Origin of the sequence: Burkholderia sp. WTPI3, assembly GCF_021483755.1 — a bacterium.
GTDB lineage: Bacteria > Pseudomonadota > Gammaproteobacteria > Burkholderiales > Burkholderiaceae > Burkholderia.
The window spans coordinates 113512-131313 of sequence record NZ_JAGIXF010000006.1; the positions used below are offsets into that span (position 1 = coordinate 113512).

18 protein-coding genes are annotated in these 17802 nt (G+C 68.2%); 11 read left to right on the forward strand and 7 right to left on the reverse strand.

The annotated features are described in order from the left end of the window. The first annotated feature begins 3 nt into the window (after window positions 1-3). On the forward strand, window positions 4-255 hold the full coding sequence (locus tag J7024_RS05675) for a hypothetical protein (RefSeq protein ID WP_096502015.1): 252 nt from the start codon (window positions 4-6) through the stop codon (window positions 253-255). A 494-nt stretch (window positions 256-749) separates the two neighbouring features. Here J7024_RS05675 and penR read toward each other — a convergent pair whose 3' ends face one another. Next, window positions 750-1646: a beta-lactamase transcriptional regulator PenR gene (gene penR, locus J7024_RS05680; protein WP_124830024.1), complete on the reverse strand. Its 897-nt coding sequence runs from the start codon at window positions 1644-1646 to the stop codon at window positions 750-752. A gap of 115 nt (window positions 1647-1761) precedes the next feature. Here penR and blaPEN-bcc point away from each other — a divergent pair, with 115 nt between their 5' ends. Beyond that, a complete protein-coding gene (blaPEN-bcc, locus tag J7024_RS05685; RefSeq protein ID WP_175751892.1) occupies window positions 1762-2658 on the forward strand; it encodes a PEN family class A beta-lactamase, Bcc-type in 897 nt (298 codons plus the stop codon). 484 nt (window positions 2659-3142) lie between these two features. On the opposite strand, the gene J7024_RS05690 is transcribed toward blaPEN-bcc, so the two are convergent. The 4 genes from J7024_RS05690 to J7024_RS05705 all read right to left on the reverse strand — a co-directional run bounded on the left by J7024_RS05690 (window position 3143) and on the right by J7024_RS05705 (window position 6482). Continuing rightward, window positions 3143-3343 (reverse strand): hypothetical protein, encoded by a 201-nt coding sequence (locus J7024_RS05690; RefSeq protein WP_124830026.1) that lies wholly within the window; start codon window positions 3341-3343, stop codon window positions 3143-3145. A gap of 564 nt (window positions 3344-3907) precedes the next feature. Next, window positions 3908-4276, reverse strand: a complete 369-nt coding sequence (locus J7024_RS05695) for an antibiotic biosynthesis monooxygenase family protein (protein ID WP_124830082.1) — start codon at window positions 4274-4276, stop codon at window positions 3908-3910. A 176-nt stretch (window positions 4277-4452) separates the two neighbouring features. Next, window positions 4453-5823: an ATP-binding protein gene (locus J7024_RS05700; RefSeq protein WP_124830027.1), complete on the reverse strand. Its 1371-nt coding sequence runs from the start codon at window positions 5821-5823 to the stop codon at window positions 4453-4455. Beyond that, entirely contained in the window at window positions 5820-6482 is a 663-nt protein-coding gene (locus J7024_RS05705; protein WP_124830028.1) for a response regulator, read from the reverse strand. Before J7024_RS05705 ends, J7024_RS05700 begins: the two co-directional genes overlap by 4 nt. A gap of 226 nt (window positions 6483-6708) precedes the next feature. Between J7024_RS05705 and J7024_RS05710 the strand changes: the two genes are divergently transcribed. From J7024_RS05710 to J7024_RS05740, 7 genes are all read left to right on the forward strand, one after another. Further along, window positions 6709-7062, forward strand: a complete 354-nt coding sequence (locus tag J7024_RS05710) for a YgiW/YdeI family stress tolerance OB fold protein (protein WP_124830029.1) — start codon at window positions 6709-6711, stop codon at window positions 7060-7062. Between the two features lie 55 nt (window positions 7063-7117). Continuing rightward, the gene (locus J7024_RS05715; RefSeq protein WP_124830030.1) at window positions 7118-7978 is read left to right on the forward strand and encodes a MurR/RpiR family transcriptional regulator; all 861 of its coding nucleotides are present in this window, start codon (window positions 7118-7120) and stop codon (window positions 7976-7978) included. Between the two features lie 52 nt (window positions 7979-8030). Continuing rightward, window positions 8031-8465 (forward strand): GNAT family N-acetyltransferase, encoded by a 435-nt coding sequence (locus tag J7024_RS05720; RefSeq protein ID WP_124830031.1) that lies wholly within the window; start codon window positions 8031-8033, stop codon window positions 8463-8465. 195 nt (window positions 8466-8660) lie between these two features. Then, window positions 8661-10328 (forward strand): ankyrin repeat domain-containing protein, encoded by a 1668-nt coding sequence (locus tag J7024_RS05725; RefSeq protein ID WP_124830032.1) that lies wholly within the window; start codon window positions 8661-8663, stop codon window positions 10326-10328. Window positions 10329-10469: 141 nt separating this feature from the next. Then, the gene (locus tag J7024_RS05730; RefSeq protein WP_124830033.1) at window positions 10470-11330 is read left to right on the forward strand and encodes an isocitrate lyase/PEP mutase family protein; all 861 of its coding nucleotides are present in this window, start codon (window positions 10470-10472) and stop codon (window positions 11328-11330) included. A 337-nt stretch (window positions 11331-11667) separates the two neighbouring features. Next, window positions 11668-11934, forward strand: coding sequence for a YodC family protein (locus tag J7024_RS05735; RefSeq protein ID WP_124830083.1), 267 nt, complete (start codon window positions 11668-11670; stop codon window positions 11932-11934). A 143-nt stretch (window positions 11935-12077) separates the two neighbouring features. After that, entirely contained in the window at window positions 12078-13259 is a 1182-nt protein-coding gene (locus J7024_RS05740; protein WP_175751898.1) for a cytochrome P450, read from the forward strand. Window positions 13260-13274: 15 nt separating this feature from the next. Here the strand turns inward: J7024_RS05740 and J7024_RS05745 are convergent, their stop codons facing one another. Both J7024_RS05745 and J7024_RS05750 read right to left on the reverse strand, forming a co-directional pair. After that, window positions 13275-13601: a superinfection immunity protein gene (locus tag J7024_RS05745; RefSeq protein ID WP_124830035.1), complete on the reverse strand. Its 327-nt coding sequence runs from the start codon at window positions 13599-13601 to the stop codon at window positions 13275-13277. 90 nt (window positions 13602-13691) lie between these two features. Then, a complete protein-coding gene (locus J7024_RS05750; RefSeq protein WP_124830036.1) occupies window positions 13692-14111 on the reverse strand; it encodes a rhodanese-like domain-containing protein in 420 nt (139 codons plus the stop codon). A 111-nt stretch (window positions 14112-14222) separates the two neighbouring features. Between J7024_RS05750 and ftrA the strand changes: the two genes are divergently transcribed. Beyond that, on the forward strand, window positions 14223-15197 hold the full coding sequence (gene ftrA, locus J7024_RS05755; RefSeq protein ID WP_175751899.1) for a transcriptional regulator FtrA: 975 nt from the start codon (window positions 14223-14225) through the stop codon (window positions 15195-15197). 84 nt (window positions 15198-15281) lie between these two features. Next, window positions 15282-17738 carry a DKNYY domain-containing protein gene (locus tag J7024_RS05760; protein WP_199568886.1) on the forward strand — a complete coding sequence of 819 codons (2457 nt, stop codon included), beginning with the start codon at window positions 15282-15284 and terminating at the stop codon, window positions 17736-17738. Window positions 17739-17802 lie beyond the last annotated feature (64 nt).

Here is a 17802-nt window from a genome sequence, read left to right on the forward strand (position 1 = left end):
ACGATGACGACCGACAATCGGCCCGACGATCGCGAGCAGAACCTCGAGAATCTCGAAGCGGCAGTCGACCACCTGCACAAGTCGATCGAGTCGCAGAGCATCGCGGCAGGCGCGGCGAAAGGCATCCTGTTCAGCCTGATCGAAACGCTCGGCGCGCTGATCGGCGATCCCGATCTCCCCGAACATGCACGCTCTGGCTACGAGGCGCTGCGCGACAAGGCGAGCGAATTGCGCGGCGCGCTCGACCGGCACTGACGAACCGGCAGCGCCGGCGTCGGCCGCATGGCCCGCGCCGACGCTGCCCGATCCTGCATGACGCGCACAAAACCCCGTGTGCTCAATGACTTAGACGGGTGGTGCTCAGGATATCCACAAGCTTGCCAACAAAATCTGTGGAGAACCGGCCCCCAGAATCGGCCGTGCAATGCGTGCCGTGAGGGCGTCAATCGGTGTCGCATCATTGACCTTTCGACTGCGATCTACCGAATCCTCTTTTGTTTCAATATGTTACGCATCGATCGAGCGGAATATCCACAGGCTTGCCAACAAAATCTGTGGATAAGTCTGACGTGATTGCTTCTCGATGGTTGATGATCGCGCGTGCGGAGGAAGTCGCCCGGACGCCCGTGCGGCGGGGCTGCCCGATGCGTGCGTCGGCACGTTAATGCGTGCGTGATCAACGAGTTAGGCCCCGGGTACCCAGGATATCCACATCCTTGCCAACATTTTCTGTGGACAAGCGGCTCCGGTCATTCGGCCGGCGTCGCGCTGGCCTCGGCCGATTCCGCCGTGATCCAGTCGCGAAATAGCGTCATCGCGGGCGTGAGCGGCTTCGACTTCAGCGACGTGAGCCAGTAGCCGCCCGCGCGCACGTCGATGTCGAGCGGACGTGCGAGCAGGCCGAGCTGCAGTTCGCGCGCGAACATGCAGGCCGGCGCGAGCGCGATGCCTGCACCCTGCATCGCGGCCTCGACCATCAGCCGGGACGAATCGAACACGGGCCCGTTGACCGGCCACGGTTCGAGCTGCGCGGCGTCGAACCAGCCGAGCCATTCGTCGGTGCGGTACGAGCGCAGCAGCGTTTCGTTCGCGAGATCGGCCGGCTGCGCGAGACGCCGCGCGATTTCGGGCGCACACAGCGCGGTGAGCGGCGCGTCGAGCAGGCGCTCGTTGCGCGTCGCGGGCCAGTTGCCCTCGCCGAAGCGGATCGCGAAATCGAGCCCTTCGGCCGCGAGGTCGACGACGTTGTTGTTGGTCCGCAGCCGCAGTTCGACGAACGGGTGCGTATCGCCGAACCGTTTCAGTCGTGGCATTAGCCAGCCTATGGCAAAGGTGCCGACCGCGCCGAGCGTCAGCACCTCGTGGAAGCGTCCGCCCTCGAACTGCTTGAGCACGGTCTCGATCCGGCTGAACGCGTCGCTGAGCACCGGCAGCAGCGCGCGTCCTTCGTCGGTCAGCCCGAGGCCGCGCGGCAGGCGCGTGAACAGCGTGCAGCCCAGCCGCTCCTCGAGCGAGCGCACTTGCTGGCTGACCGCGGCCTGGGTCACGCTCAGCTCGAGGCCGGCGCGCGTGAAGTTCAGGTGGCGCGCCGACGATTCGAACGCGCGCAATGCATTCAGCGGAAGATGAGGTCGGAGCTTGGTCATAAGAAATTCTTTTGTCAGCGCTCAATTATCGTTGCTTGTCAGGCAACCGTAAAGTCACGATAGTGCTGTCTCGCCGGCCGGCCGTTTTGCATCCATTCCACCACGAGAGACTGACATGACCTACTCCTCGCAACGTCGAACCCTGTTGCTGGCCGCGGCGGCGGCGCCGCTCGTCCTGACCGTCGCCGCGTGCGCGTCGTCGCCGCCCGCCGCCGCGCAGGACATGTCGTCCGCGACGTCGTTCGCCGCGCTCGAACACGCAGCGGGCGGCCGTCTCGGCGTGTGCGCGATCGATACCGCGAGCGGCCGGCGCGCGCAGCATCGCGCCGGCGAGCGCTTCCCGTTCTGCAGCACGTTCAAGGCGATGCTGAGTGCGGCGGTGCTTGCCCAGAGCGTCGAGCGTCCGGGGCTGCTGCAGCAGCGCGTGATGGTCGGGCAGGGCGACCTCGTCAACTATTCGCCGGTGTCGAGCAAGCACGTCGGCACCGGCATGACCGTCGCGGCGCTGTGCGAGGCGGCGATTCAATACAGCGACAACTCGGCCGCGAACCTGCTGATGAAGATGATCGGCGGACCGTCGGCGGTGACGGCATATGCGCGCTCGATCGGCGACGACACGTTCCGGCTCGATCGCTGGGAAACCGAACTGAATACCGCGTTGCCGGGCGACCAGCGCGACACGACGACGCCGGCCGCGATGGCCGCGAGCCTGCGCGTGCTCGCGCTCGGCGACGCGCTGCCTGCCGCGCAGCGTGCACAACTCGTCGCATGGCTGCGCGGCAACAAGGTCGGCGACAAGCGGATTCGCGCCGGCGTGCCGGCCGGCTGGCAGGTGGCCGACAAGACCGGCACCGGCGACTACGGGACGACCAACGACGCGGGCGTGATGTGGCCGCCGTCGGGTGCGCCGGTCGTACTGGTGGTGTACTACACGCAGACGCGTGCCGATGCGAAGGCGAAGGACGCCGTGATCGCCGCGGCCGCGCGCATCGCGGTCGCGACGTTCGGCTGAGCGGGTGGCGTGGCGCGGCGTGCGTGATCGAGCGGTCGATGCATGCCGTGCCGCTAACGTGACCTGCCCGTCGAAACGTTGTGCGATCAACGACTTAGGTCACACGTGCTCAGGATATCCACATCCTTGCCAACAAAAATTGTGGACAAGCCCGCGAGCACGCGCGGCAGGCGTCGGACGAGCCTGCGTGCCTGGTTCGCAGCAGCGTGAACAAAGTCTTTCGGATCAAGCGCTTGGGTGCTGTATGCGCAGACTATCCACACGCTTGCCAACACAATCTGTGGACAAGCTGGGCGGGCCGCACGGCATGCGACCGTGATGCCGCATGACGATGCGCGCGCACGGCCTTGCCCGCCGCGTGCCGCATTCGAAGCGGCGCGAACAAAGTCTTTCGGATCAGGCGCTTGGGTGCTGTATGCGCAGGCTATCCACATGCTTACCAACACAATCTGTGGACAAGCCGGCGCCGTTGCCCGCAAGACGTTCAGCTCTGCCGATCGTCGACGTTGGGCCAGCGCGCGAACGCGAACACCCACAGCATGACGAAGTTCAGGATCGGGACGAACATCGTCAGAACCCACCAGCCCGAATGTCCGGTGCGCCGAACGATGCGCACGTACGGATAGATGACGACGGCGACGAGCACGAGAGAAACGAGCAACTGCCACGCGGTGAAGTGTTCCATGGTCTTCCTCGGAATGATGTGTCGTTGTGCAGTGCCGGCGGAACGGCCGGCCCGTTGCGCAGACGCGCGAAGCTGGCGACGCAGGGCCATGTGCCGCTCGGGTGATCTTGACGCGCGGGATGCAGGGGCGTCAAGGCGCGGACGGCGTGCGGGCAGTGCGTCGCTGCCGCGCCGGATCGTCCGTTTCTGCGCGTGCGGCGGCCGCGCGCTGCCGAAACGGTGACGCGGCGCATGAATCGTTGTCCGATCAACGGGTTAGCGCATGCATGCGCACGATATCCACAAGCTTGCCAACATAATCTGTGGGTAAGTGTTGCGGCGGTCGAATCGTGTATCGCCGGCGTGGCATCGTGACGCGAAGTGCGGCGACGCGGCGCGTATGACGGCCCGGCGCGCGCCGCGTCTGCATCACGCGTGCCAAAGTCCATCGGATCAAGGGCTTAGCGCTGCGGTGCGCAGGATATCCACAAGCTTGCCAACATTTTCTGTGGAGAAGTCCGGGTGCGCGATCGGCCGGCATGGCACTGGATGCAAAGCGCGGGGCGTGCCGGCTTGCGCGTGCGCTCACGCAGTACAGATGCCGGCTACCGCGACCTTCTGGAACAAGTGCGGGCTCGCGACGGCCGACGACGGACGGGCCGGGCGTTTCGCGACGAACTCGGGATGCGTGAACGCGGCGCGAAACGCATCCGTCGATTCCCGGGGCGCGCAATTGAAGTCGGCCGGACTGTCGCCGGGCGCGCGATGCGGCCGGGTCGAAATGAATCCCGGCTGCCGTTTCATGAACCCGGCGTTGCCCTTCCGCACGGCGAGGAAATCCGCATCGTTCGCCGGATCGAGCGTGAAGACGTTGACGAGCGCGACGGGTTGCGTGTCGATGCCGATCTGTTGCCGGACCGGAAATTTCGGGCCCCTCTGTTTGAAGCGGGACATGGAAGCGCGGGTGGGGATGGGGGCGATCACGCTTGCCTGTCCGGCGCATTCATTGCGCACGACCGCCAAATCCTTTCCGATCAATGGCTTGTCGTCGTTGGCGGCGGGTTGTCCACAAGCTTGCCAACACAATCTGTGGACAAGCCGTGCGGCGATGCGCGTCGGGCCGGTACGCGTCAGGCCGGCACGGGGAACCGCACCGTCACGGTCAAGCCGCGCCCGCCTTGCGTCGTGCCGAGCGCGACCGTCGCGCGATGCTGTTCGGCGATCCGCTTGACGATCGACAGCCCGAGCCCGCTGCCCGACGACGTGGCCGCCTGCGCGCCTTCGCCGCGATAGAAGCGCTCCCACACATCGGCCCGTTCGGCCTCGGGGATGCCGGGGCCGTCGTCGGCGACTTCGAGCACCGGCGTCGCGCCGTCGATGCGTGCGGACACGTCGACGCGCGCACCGTCGCCGGCGTAGCGGATCGCATTGTCGACGAGGTTGTTCAGCAGCACGCGCAGCGTGTCCGCATTGCCCGCGGCCATCACGGGCGACGATACGATCGCGCCGAGATCGATGCGGTGCGCGTCGGCGACGCGCGCGCGGTCGGAGACCACCGAGCGGCACAGCGCGGCGAGATCGACGGGCGCGGACGCGGAGGCCTGCGCATCGGGTTCGAGGCGCGCGAGCGTCAGCAACTGTTCTGCGAGATGGCCGAGGCGCGTCGTGCCCGCGTGGATCTGCGCGAGGATCTGCTCGCGTTCTTCGGGGCTCGCCGCGCGCCGCAACAGTTGCGACTGGATCGACAGCCCCATGATCGGCGTGCGCAGCTCGTGCGCGGCATCGGCGATGAAATGCCGCTGCAGCGTGAACGAGCGGTCGAGCCGCGCGAGCAGGTCGTTGATCGCTTCCGCGAGCGGGCGGACCTCGTTCGGCATCGACGCGACGTCCACCGGTTCGAGATTGTTCGCATTCCTGCGCTTCAGCCCGGCCGCGATCGTGCGCAGCGGCCGCAGCCCCGCGCCGATGCCGAACCACAGCCCGATCGCGAGCACCGGCAGCATCGAGAATACCGGCCACAGCAGATGCACGGCGATGCCCGCGATCGCTTCCCAGCGTGCGTGGCGCGCCTGCGCGAGCCGGATCGTGGTGCCACCGCGTTCGGTGACGTAGGTGCGCCACGGCTGGCCGCCGACGTCGACGCTCGCGATGCCCGTCTGCGCGGGCGGCGGCAGTGGCGAGTCGCGATCGGTCGAATAGACGAGCGTGCCGTTGCGCCACACCTGCAGCAGCACCGCGTCGGGGTCGTTCGCCTCGAAATCGTGCTTGCCGTCGCCGTGATTGCGGAACGACAGCTCGCCGTTCGGGCCGACGACGATCTGCTTCGACATGCTGCGCATCTGGTCGTCGAGCAGGTCGTCGAGCTCGCGCAGCGCGCCCCAGTAGGTACCCGCGCTCGCAACCAGCCCGATCACGCAGGCCGCGGGCAGCAGCCACATCAGCAGGCGCCGCCGCAGCGACGCGGTGCGCCAGCGCGCGATCGCCTGCTGCAGCCGCGTCATGTGCCGTCACCGATCCGGTAGCCGACGCCGCGCACCGTGCGGATCATGTCGTGGCCGAGTTTCTTGCGCAGGTTGTGGATGTGCACCTGCACCGCGTTGCTCTCGATTTCTTCGCCCCAGCTATAGAGCCGCTCCTCGAACTGCTCGCGCGAAATCACCGCGCCCGGGTCGCGCATCAGTTCGTGCAGCAATACGAATTCCTTCGGCGACAGCGTGACTGCGTCGTCGTCGAGCCACACCAGGTGCTTGACCGGATCGAGCCGCAGCGGGCCGATCGCGAGCGTCGTCTGCGCGCGCCCCGCGTGGCGACGGTTGACCGCGCGAATGCGGGCGAGCAGTTCCTCGAGCACGAACGGCTTGACGAGGTAGTCGTCGGCGCCGCTGTCGAGGCCGGCGATGCGGTCCGGGATGCCGTCGCGCGCGGTGATGATGATGGCGGGCAGCGTTTCGTCGCGGCGGCGCAGCGACGCGAGCACCGACAGGCCGTCGCGGTTCGGCAGCCCGAGGTCGAGCAGCAGCAGGCCATAGCCGGTCGAGCGCAGCGCGAGCGACGCGGCGTCGCCGTCCTTCACCCAGTCGACCGCGAAGCCCTCTTGCCGGAGGCCCTGTTCGAGCCCGCTGCCGATCAGCGGATCATCCTCGACGAGCAGTACGCGCATGGATTCGTGTCTCTTCGTGGGCGTGAACGCCCGGGGTTCCCATGATAAAGGCTGGTGTCTTAGCCCCAGCTTAAAGGCCTGCGGCCGGCCCGCATTTCGTACTCGTCCAATGCGGCACCGTGTCACTTCGCCGCCGCCTTCAGGTTTGCTTAATCTTACGGTCCGTAATCTTGGGTCGTCGCGTTCATCGAGACGCGGCGCCATGTCGAACAAGGGGAATCCAATCATGAAACACCTGGCCCGAATCCTGACCGTCGCGCTCGCCGCGCTGCCCGCCGCCGTCTACGCGCAATACACGGGGCCGTCCGCGCTGACCACCATCACCGTGAAGGAACTGCTCGCGAACGGCAAGGACGACCAGCACGTGCAGTTGCAGGGGCGCATCGTCAAGCACGTCGGCGGCGAGGATTACGAGTTCGCCGATGCGACCGGCACGATCCGCGTCGAGATCGACGACAAGCTGTGGGCTGCCGGCCAGCCCGTGAACGACAGGAACGAAGTGAAGGTGACCGGCGAATTCGAGCGCAAGTGGTCGGGCCGCGTGAAGGTCGACGCCGACCACGTCGAAGTGCTGCGCTGACCGGTGCGCGCGGGGCCGGTGATACCATGAGCGACCGGTTCCCGTTCTCACCAAGATGGCCGCCAATTTCGACGAACTCGCGTCCCGGATCCGGGCGCAATTTTCCGAACTGAGCCCGCAATTCCAGGCGGGCGCTGCATTTCTGCTCGATCATCCCGACGAAGTCGCCACTTCGTCGATGCGCAAGGTCGCGCAGCGCGCGCAGGTACAGCCTGCGTCGCTCGTGCGGCTTGCGCAGCAATTCGGCTTCCCCGGCTGGAACGAGCTGCGCGACCTGTGCGTCGCGCGCGTGCGTACGCGTCCCGAGCCGCTCACGCAGCGTGCGCGTTCGCTGGTACGCCCCGACGCGAAGGCGTCGCTCGCGCACGACCTGCTCGCCGCACAGCAGCACAATCTCGCGGCCACCGCCGCGCAGAACGAGCAAGCGCTCGCGGACGCCGCGAAGTTGATCCGCAAGGCATCGCACGTCCACGTCGCGGGATTCCGGTCGTGCTATCCGGTCGCGTTCGGATTCGTGTACGGCTACCGGCTGTTCCGGCCGACCGTGTCGCTGCTCAACGGCGTCGCCGGCTCGCTCGAGATGGAGCTGCGCACGATCGCGAAGCACAGCGTGACCGTGGTCGTCAGCTTCGCGCCGTATTCGGCGGAAGCGACGCGCGTCGCGCAGGCCGCGAAGGCTCAGGGCAGCAAGATCGTCGCGATCACCGACAGCGCGGTGTCGCCGATCGCACTGCATGCGGACGCGCAACTGATCTTCACGCACGACAGCCCGTCGTTCTTTCCGTCGCTGGTCGCCGCGCACGCGATGGCCGAGACGCTGGTCGCGCAGTTGCTGGCGCTCGAAGGCAGCGACGCGATCGCCGCGCTCGAACGCACCGAAGCCGAGCTGCATGCGAAGGGTGCGTACGTCGTATGACCGTACCGGCTGCTTCGATCTCCTGTTTTCGCGATTCCTTCCGATGCAACCGATGACCCTCAGATACGCGGTGACCGACGCGGGCGATGCGGACGTGCGCAAGCAGATCGTGGCGCCGCTCGTCCGGTTCAACGAAAGCCGGGTCGGCCCGAACGAATTCCGGCCGCTGGCCGTGCTCGCGACCGATGCCGACGGCACGATAGTGGGCGGCCTGTGGGGCGGCACGGCATTCGGCTGGCTGCACGTCGATCTGCTGGTGGTGCCCGAGGCGGCGCGCGGGCAGGGCGCCGGCACGCGCATCATGGATCTCGCCGAAGCGGAGGCCGTCGCGCGCGGCTGCCATGGCGCGTGGCTCGATACGTTCGATTTCCAGGCGCGGCCGTTCTACGAGAAACGCGGTTATGTCCGCTTCGGCGAATTGCCGGATTATCCGGCCGGGCATACGCGCATTTTCCTGACGAAGCAGCTCGTGCGCGGAGTGCGCTGAGCGTCGCCGCCAGCGCGCGGCGCGACGGTTGACGAGCCGGTCGGCGCTCGCCTAGCATGGCGATCATGCGATGCAGGTCGCTTCCGGGTCCGCGGAAAGGGTTGAACCCACCTGTGGCAGCAACTCCAGTCTTTCCCCCTGTCCTTTGTGCTGGCGGTATTGCGGACCTTCAGCCATTTCTGCACGAGGATGCGCATGAACAAGCTGCCTCTCAAGGCCCATCCCGATCATCTGAAAAAGCAGGCCAAGGCATTGTTGCGCCTTTACCGGCAGCGCGACCCGGACGCGCTCGCGCGTTTCGCCCGCTCGCTGCCCGCCGCCGCGAACCGCACGCTCGACGATGTCGCCGCGCTCGACCTGCGGCTGCACGATGCGCAGTCCTGCATCGCGCGCGAATATGGCTTCGCGTCGTGGGCCGATCTCGGCGTGTTCGTCGAAACGCAGGCGCTCGCGCGGCACGAGCGGTCGCTGCTGATTCGCCGCTGGCTCGACGTCGCCTATGGCGGCGACGTGACCGGCGGCGTCGATGCAGGACGGCCGCGCGTCGCCGCGCAATTGCTGCGCGAGCAGCCGGACTTCGTCGGCGACGATCTGACCGTCGCCTGTGCGGCCGGTGATCTCGACGCGCTGATGCGGGCCACGGCCACCGACCCCGGATGGGTCGCGCGCGCGGACGGCGTGCTGAATCTGCCGCCGCTCGTCGCCGTGACGCATTCGCGACTCGGCCGGATTCCGGCGTTCGCCGCGAAGTTGCGCGCATGCGCGCGCCATCTGCTCGACGCCGGCGCCGACCCGAACCAGCGGATCGGCAACCGCTTTCCGCCGGCGTCGCTTGCCGCGCCTGACGACTCGGGCCCGCTGTCGGCGCTTTACGGCGCCGCCGGTGTCATTCGCGATCCGGTGCTGACGGCGATGCTCCTGGAAGCCGGCGCCGATCCGAACGACGGCGAATCGCTGTATCACTCGCTGGAGAATCCGGCGTGCACGCGCGTGCTGCTCGAGCATGGTGCGCGGGTGACCGGGACGAACGCGCTGCGGCGCGCGCTGGACATGCCCGATGCCGACGCGCTCGAACTGCTGCTCGCGCATGGCGGCGATCCGAACGAACCGGCCGGGGCGGGGCCGGCGCAGATGTGGGGCGCGCCGTTGTTGCGCGCGATCGCCGTGCGTTGCTCGGCACGTCACGTCGCCGCGTTGCTGGCGGCCGGCGCCGATCCGCGCGCGCGAACCGCCGCGGGCGTCAGCGCGTATCGGCTCGCGATGCAGACGGGGCTGTCCGACGTCGCGGCGGCGTTGCGCGCGGTCGGTGCCGAGGAGCCGCTGGACGCGGAAGACGCGTTCGTCGCGGCGTGCGCGCGCGGCGATGCCGCCGATGCACGGCGCCTCCAGGCCCGGCATCCGGCGCTTCCGCGGGCATTGCCGGAAAACCGGCTGCGCTTGCTGCCGGATGCGGCTGCGTGGGGTTCGGTCGATGCGGTGAAGGTGATGGTCGAACTGGGCTGGCCGATCGCCGCGCGCGGCGGCGACTGGGACGCGAGCGCGCTCAATCATGCGGTGTTCCGCGGCGACGCTGCGCTGCTGACATTCCTGCTCGAACACGGCGCGAGCTGGCGCGACGCGCACGGCTTCGGGAGCGACGCACTCGGTACGCTGTCCTGGGCGTCGGTCAACGAACCGGCTGGCGTCGGCGACGCCGACTGGGAAGCCTGCGCGCGCGTGCTGCTCGCGCACGGCGTGCCGCACGCGGTGCGCGATCCGTCGAATCCGGAAGCGGTGCTGATCGACGGTCGGACGATGCGCTTTTCCGACGCGGTGGCGGACGTGCTGCTTGGTCTCGACGGGCGACAACCCGTATCGAACTGAACGGTCTCGCTCGAGGTAGCGAGCAGGCGCGGGTCGCGCCTGCGCTGCATCGCATGTGCGCGGCGACACTTCGGCTGATGCTGAAACGTCGCGTGCGCGATGCGCGTAAGCTGGCTCGTCAACCTCATTCGGGAGTCCGTGATGACCCGTTCCGACCTTCAAGCCCGCCACGCCGAAGCCTTCCGCGCACTGCATGCCCGCCCCGGCGCATTCATCATCCCGAACCCGTGGGACGCCGGCACCGCCCGGCTGCTCGCGATGGCCGGCTTCGACGCGCTCGCCACGACGAGCGCCGGCTTCGCGTATTCGAAAGGGCTGCCCGACAACGCGATCGGCCGTGACGCGATGCTCGCGCACATTGCCGAGATCGCGGCGGCGGGCGGCCTGCCGGTGAGCGCCGATCTCGAGAACGGTTTCGGCGACGCGCCCGAGACGGTGGCCGACACGATCCGGCTCGCCGCGCAAGCCGGCGCGGTGGGCGGCTCGATCGAGGACGCGACCGGTCGCACCGACGCGCCGATCTATCCGCACGATGCGGCGGTCGAGCGGATCGGCGCGGCCGTTGCGGCAGTGCGCGCGTTGCCGTTCCCGTTCACGCTGACCGCGCGTTGCGAAAACTACCTGCATGGCCGTCGCGATCTAGCCGATACGATCGCGCGGCTGGTCGCGTATCGCGATGCGGGTGCCGACGTGCTGTACGCACCGGGCCTGACCGATCCCGACGACATCGCGGCGGTCACGCGTGCGGTGAGCGCACCGGTCAACGTCGTGATGGGGCTGCAAGGCGGGTTGCTGAGCCGCGATGCGCTCGCGGCGCTCGGCGTGAAGCGCATCAGCGTCGGCGGCGCGCTCGCCCGCGCCGCGCTTGGCGCGTTCCTGCGCGGTGCGACGGAAATGGCGCGCGACGGCACGTTCACGTTCGCGCAGGCGGCGGTGCCGGGGCGCGACCTCGATCGCTGGTTTGCCGCGCCGGACAATTCCGGCGTTCCGCTTGCGCAATGATCATTCGATAAAACCCGGGAACGTTTTCACGTTGAAAAGGAATTGACAGTAATCAAGCGAAATCGCCGTCGATTTAAAGTTCGATGACGGCGTAATTTACTTCGTTTATTCTCCGCATTCCAGCCGTTCGATCGGAGCCGGCGCGTAAGCCCCGCCGGTTCTCGCGATCGGCAATCCGCCAAGTGTATTGATCGCACCTATTGTTGCGGTTTCCAGACTGGTTCCTTTCGATTTTATGGAGTTACCGTTTATTTTTCGGATTGGTAGTCTGCGGCACAGTCAAATGTGCCGGCAGGCAGGCCGCCGGAAAATGAATATATGGAAAGTCGAGAAAGCGATGACGATCCGAGAGAATCCCGGCAGTGGCTTTCGCGTCGGTGATGTCGTGACGCTGAAAACCGGCGGCCCGCGCATGACCGTCACCTATGCCGGGCCGGTCGTGTTCGACGATGCCGACTGGCTGATTTGCCAGTGGTTCGACGACAGCGGCCACTTCCGGCAGGAAATGTTCCACCACGAGACGGTGGTGGCCGAGCCGCGCGCGATTTCGGCCGGGCGCGTCCGTATGCGCATGCAGGCGTACCGCCACCGGTCGGCGGCCTGACGCCGGTCGTTTCGTCATGGCGCCGCGCCGCGTGGCGCCTGCCGCCCGGGTCGTGCTGCACAGCCGCGGCCCGCGCTGCCCGCACTTCGACATTTCACGCCAGTCCGAAACGTGCGGCCGCGCAGTGCGCCGATACTGCACGTATGAACCCGACCGATCCGATTGCCGCGGTGACGCACCGCGATCCCTATCCGTACTACGCGACGCTCGTCGACGGGCCGCCGCTCGCGTTCGATGCCACGCTCGGCCTTTGGGTCGCGAGCCGTGCGGCGAGCGTGACGGCCGTGCTCGGCCATCCCGCGTGCCGCGTCAGGCCGCTCGACGCGCCCGTGCCGTCGGCATTGCGCGGCACGACGGCCGGCGCGCTGTTCGGTGAACTGGTGCGCATGAACGACGGCGCGCTGCGGCACGACGTGCCGAAGCAGGCGTTGCGCACCGCGTTCGCGCCGATCGATGCATACGCGCTGCGCGAGCGGGCCGCGCAGCTTGCCGGCAGCCGGCTGCACGCGCTTCACGATGCCGACGCGCTGAACGCGTGGTGCCTGACGGTGCCCGTTTGCGCGGTCGCGGACCTGCTCGGTTTCGACGATACGCAACTCGACGAGATCGCCGCGCGGGTCGTCGATTTCGTCGCCGCGTTGTCGCCGCTGTCGGACGATGCGGCCCTGGCCCGCGCGAGCGAGGCCGCGAGGGAATTGCTGGACCGGATGACCGAGCGCGTTGCACACGCGCGGGCGCAGGACGGCTCGCTCGTCGCGGCGGTTCAGCAGGCGGCGCGCGACGCGGGCTGGCAGGCGAGCGGCGCACGGGTCGCGAATCTCGTCGGATTGCTGTCGCAGACCTGCGAGGCGACGGCCGCATGGCTCGGCAACGTGCTGGTGGCGTGGGATGCGACGGCGGCTCACCGGACGGAGCGCGAACGCCCGATGCCAAACGCCGCCGCGCTGGACGAATTCGTCGCCGAAGTCGGGCGATTCGATTCGCCGGTGCAGAACACGCGCCGCTTCGTTGCGTCGCGCACGACGATCGAAGGCGTGAGCGTCGATGCGGGCGCGGCGATTCTCGTCGTGCTCGCGGCGGCGAATCGCGATCCGGCCGTGCATCGCGACCCGCATCGACTGCTGCCCGGCCGCGCGCCGGGGCCGAATTTCGGGTTCGGCACGGGGCCGCACGGTTGCCCGGGCGAGCGGATCGCGCGGGCCGTGACGGCGGGCGCGTTCGACGCGTGGCTGGGTGCGTGCGGCGGGGCGCCGCGCGACAGGCTGGTGTGGAGCTACCGGGCGTCGACCAACGTCAGGATGCCGAATTTCGGCACGCCCCGGTAAGCGGGAAAACGGGGCTCAGCGGCAGCCTTGCTTCTCCGCCCATTGCTCCTGGGCGGCGACGCGGCGCTGCACGCGTTCGACGAGACCGGTCGAGAAGGTACGCATGCTGATGCCATGGCGCTTCGCGAGGATGGTTTGCGCGACATCGGCTTGCGGGTTCGGCTGAAACGCCCAGTACAGCGTCATCAGCCAGCCGATGCCCGTCCACGCGAACAGCGCGTTGAACATCGCGATCATCAGCTTGTCGCGCCGGCCGCGCCGGTCGGCGACGATGGCCGGAAAGAAATAGAGTGCGACCGCGGCGGCCGAACCGGCAATATCAATCAAGACTGCGTCATGCATGTTGCTGCTCCAACCGAACTGCAATGTGACCGATTGTCGCGCTTTTTCCGTTTGCGTGCAGACAATTGATTGTTGCGTTTTTAATGACGATCAGAGCGCACCGGCGCCTTCCGGCTGCCCATCGTTGCTCAGCGCGAAACCTTCGTCCAGCCAGCCCGTGACGCCGCCGATCATCAGCTTCACCGGACGGCCCAGGCGCGCGAGCCGGATCGCCGCGCGCGCGGCGCCGTTGCAGTGCGGGCCCGCGCAATAGACGACGAACAGCGTGCCGGCCGGGTAATCGGCGAGTTTGCCGGCAACAATCTTGCGGTGCGGCAGGTTGCGGGCGCCGGGCACGTGGCCGCGCGCAAACAGGTCCGGACCGCGAACGTCGAGCAGCACGAAGTCGGGCGCGCCCGATGCAAGCGCGTCGTGCACATCCCAGCAATCGGTCTCGAAGCGCAGCGACGCGTCGAAATGGGCGAGGGCGGCGGCGCTGTCGGCGGCTGGGATGTCGGTGACGTATGACATGAAACACGCTCCTGAAGGACGGCGCGAAGTGCGCCGGAACGAGGGTCAGTATCGCGGTTCGGCGGCCGTCGCAGCAGTGGCGCGATCGACAAGTTCCGGTAACATCGCGCCATGCACAATCATCTCGTCGTCGCGCTCGCCTACGATCGCCTCTGCACGTTCGAATTCGGCTGCGTGGTCGAACTGTTCGCGCTCGAGCGCCCGGAACTGGGCGTCGACTGGTATCGCTTCGCGGTCTGCGCGAGCGAGCCGGGGCCGGTGCGCGCGGCGGGCGGCATCACGGTCGCCGCGCCGTATCGTCTCGCGATGCTCGATCGCGCGGACACCATCGTGATTCCCGGCTGGCGCGATCCGGACGAGTTGCCGCCGGAACCGTTGCTCGGGAAGCTGCGGGCCGCGCACCGTCGCGGCGTGCGGCTTTGTTCGATCTGCTCGGGCGTGTTCGTGCTCGCGGCGGCCGGCGTGCTCGACGGGCTGACCGTCACGACGCACTGGCGCTACGCGGAGCGTCTGCAGGCGCGCTATCCGGCGCTGCGCGTGCGCCCCGACGCGCTGTACGTCGACGAAGGGCAGGTGATCACGTCGGCCGGCTCGGCGGCGGGGCTCGACATGCTGCTGCATCTCGTGCGCCGCGATCACGGCGGCGCGATCGCGAATCGCGTCGCGCAGCGCCTCGTGCTGCCGCCGCATCGCGACGGCGGGCAGGCGCAGTTCGTGCCGCGCCCGGTCGCCCCCGGCGGCAGCGACCGGATCGCGAAGCTGATCGACTGGATGCGCGCGCATGCGGCCGAGCCGCACACGCTCGCGTCGCTGGCCGCACAGGCTGCGATGAGCACGCGCACGCTGCAGCGCCAGTTCGCCGATGCGACGGGGATGTCGCCGCTCACGTGGCTGATCCGGGAGCGCGTGAACGTCGCGAAGGACATGCTCGAAACGCATCCCGCGCTGTCGCTCGCGCAGGTTGCCGAGCGTGCGGGCTTCGGCTCCGAGGAGTCGCTGCGGCGGCATTTCCGGCGCGTCGCGGCGACGAGCCCCGCCGCGTATCGGCGCGGGATGGATCGTGGCGTAAGATCGCAGGACGCTTGAGCGCCGCGTTGTCGCGCGGCGATGGCTTTCGTACCCGGCGGCGCACCGTCTGACCGGGGCATTCCGGACGAAAGCGGAACCAACATGACACTCACAGAGAACCTCGGATTCGGCTTCATGCGCGATGACGCGCACGTGTATTGCCACGACGGCCCGCTGCGCGACCGGGCCGGCAACGTGATCGAAGGCATCGCGATCGACGGCTTCCGGCCGTTGTCCCGGTATCTGGCGACGGACGGCGTGCGTGCCTATGCGTGCACGTTCACGTTGCTGCGTTTCACCGTGCTCGACGTCGACGTCGCGACGTTTCGCCTGCTCGACGAGTCGCATGCGGTCGACGCGAACCATGTCTATTTCCAGAACCGCACACTCGCCGGCGCGTCGCCCGCGCGCTTTCGGCTGCTGAACGAGTCATGGGGGCACGACGACCGCTACCTGTATCACTACGGCAAGCGCATGCGCGGCGCGGATCCCGCGACGCTGCGCCGGGTCGGCGCGTACCTGGTCGATGCGCAGCGAGTCTGGTACGGCGGGCGCGCGCTGGAAGGCGCCGACCCGGCGAGCTTCGTCAGCGCGGACGATGTGGCGCAGGATCAGGCGACCGACCGCGCGCGACCCTACCGTTACGGTCACGCGGACGATCCCGGCCCGCGCGAGCAATGGGAGCGCGACTGGTCGCCGTTTTTTGCCGCGCGTCCCGAATTGCAGGGCTACTGGTGGCATGCGCTGAGCGGGCAGGCCGCGCCGGACACGCCGGCACGGGCGCTCGGCGGCGGCTACCGGGTGGTCGGCAACCAGGTGTACCTGCACGATCTGCCGCTGCTCGAACCGGATGCCGCGACGGTCCGGTGGCTCGGCGACTCATTCATCGCTGACCGCTCGCGGCTCTATTCGTACTCGACGTACCACAAGGGTTTTCTCGACGGCGGGCCGCTGCCGGGCGATCCGGGCCAGTGGCGGCACCTGACGGGGCCTTGGTATCAGGCCGGCGACCATTGCTATCTGCGGCAATGGCGAGGGCATGCGGACGCCGCGAAGGTCGACGGCAAGACCTTCGAAGTGTTGAACGACACGTATGCGAAGGATCGCAACGGCGTGCTGTGCATGCTGGTACGCAAGCGCGGCATCGATCCCGCGCGGGTCGAAGTCATCGGCGATCACCATCTGCGCGAAGGCGGCCGGCTGTTCTGTTTCGGCAAGGAAGTGAAGGCGAAATTCGATGCGCCGACGGCCGAACTTGTGGGGTACGGCTTCCTGCGCGACGGGCAGGGGCGCTTGCTGCACGACAACCAGCCGTATCGGCGCGGCGTCGATGGCGCGACGCTCACGTTCCTGTCCGGGCATTTCGCGCGCGATCGCGCGCGAGCCTACGTCTATTGCAACGGTGCAGAACTCGTGCCGCTGCCGGGCGTCGATCCGGCCGGCTTTCGTCTGGAACAACCCGATGTCGGCACGGACGGCAGTCGCCGCTACGTCTATCAGGCATGGCTGGCCGCGTGGCGCGCGCGACACCGGTCGCCGATGCCCGATTACGTGCCGCCGGACTATGTCGCGCCCGACGCGGCGGCACCGGCCAGTGCGGGCGCGGCGCCCGAATCGGTATCGGCGAACGGGTTGCGGCGATCGTCGCACGAGGAGCCGGCCGCCGCCCGTCGGGCATGCGTGCTCGATTGGACGCGCGACGACACGGGAGAGCCGCGCCTCGTCGTGGCCGGCGACCGGTTCTGCGATATCTGGGATCTCGCTCGGCGACAGGTGGTCGTGTCGTTCGCGCTGCCGCGCCCCTTCGTGCCGGACGGAACGGAGGCGAGCGCGATGGACGGGCTGCGCAACGTGCCGGTGAGCGCGTCGGCCGATGCGTCGCTGTCGACGCTGGTCGTCGCGTACCGGGACAACACGGCGCTCTACCGGGTCGACGCCGCGAGCGGCGCCGCGCAGGTGTGCTGGCAGGCAGAAAGCCGCCATGACGAGCCGGAGCGTGTCCATCTCGCACCCGACGCGCGCGAAGCGTGGGTGCGCATCCGCAACCGGCTCTATCGCGTGCCGCTCGCTGCGGATGGCGCGCTCGACGTGCTCGATTACGATCTGGCCGACCAGCGTTACAAGGATGCGCCGTTCGCGGTGAGCGCGGGTGGCCGTCGCCGTGCGTTCGCGCAGGACGCGGCGCTTGTGGTGCGCACGGACGGCGAAGCCGATCGCGAGCTGCCCGGCGCGGACAACGGTTTTCCGTGCGCATTCTCGGACGACGGCACGCGCGTGCTGGCGCGCGATGCCAAATGCGTGCTGCGCGAGTTCGACGTCGACAGCGGCAAGCGGATCGCATTGCATCGCGGCGGCTGGTGCGAGCGGAAGTGGTTCAAGAGCCAGGCCGGCTGGATCGGCGGACGTCCGGTGTTCGCGGGCCTGCCGACGGGCGGGCGCGGCGAGGTCGATATCTGGGACGTGCTCGACGACCGGTTGCTGTTTCGCATCGAAGCCGATGTGCGCGTGCCCGCAGCGGACGCGCTCCGATGCGGTGGCGACGATGTTTCTCGCGCATGATTTCATGCCGGCGCAAGATCGCGGGCATTGGCGGTCGCGACCGGCCGGCAGCATACGGCGCGCA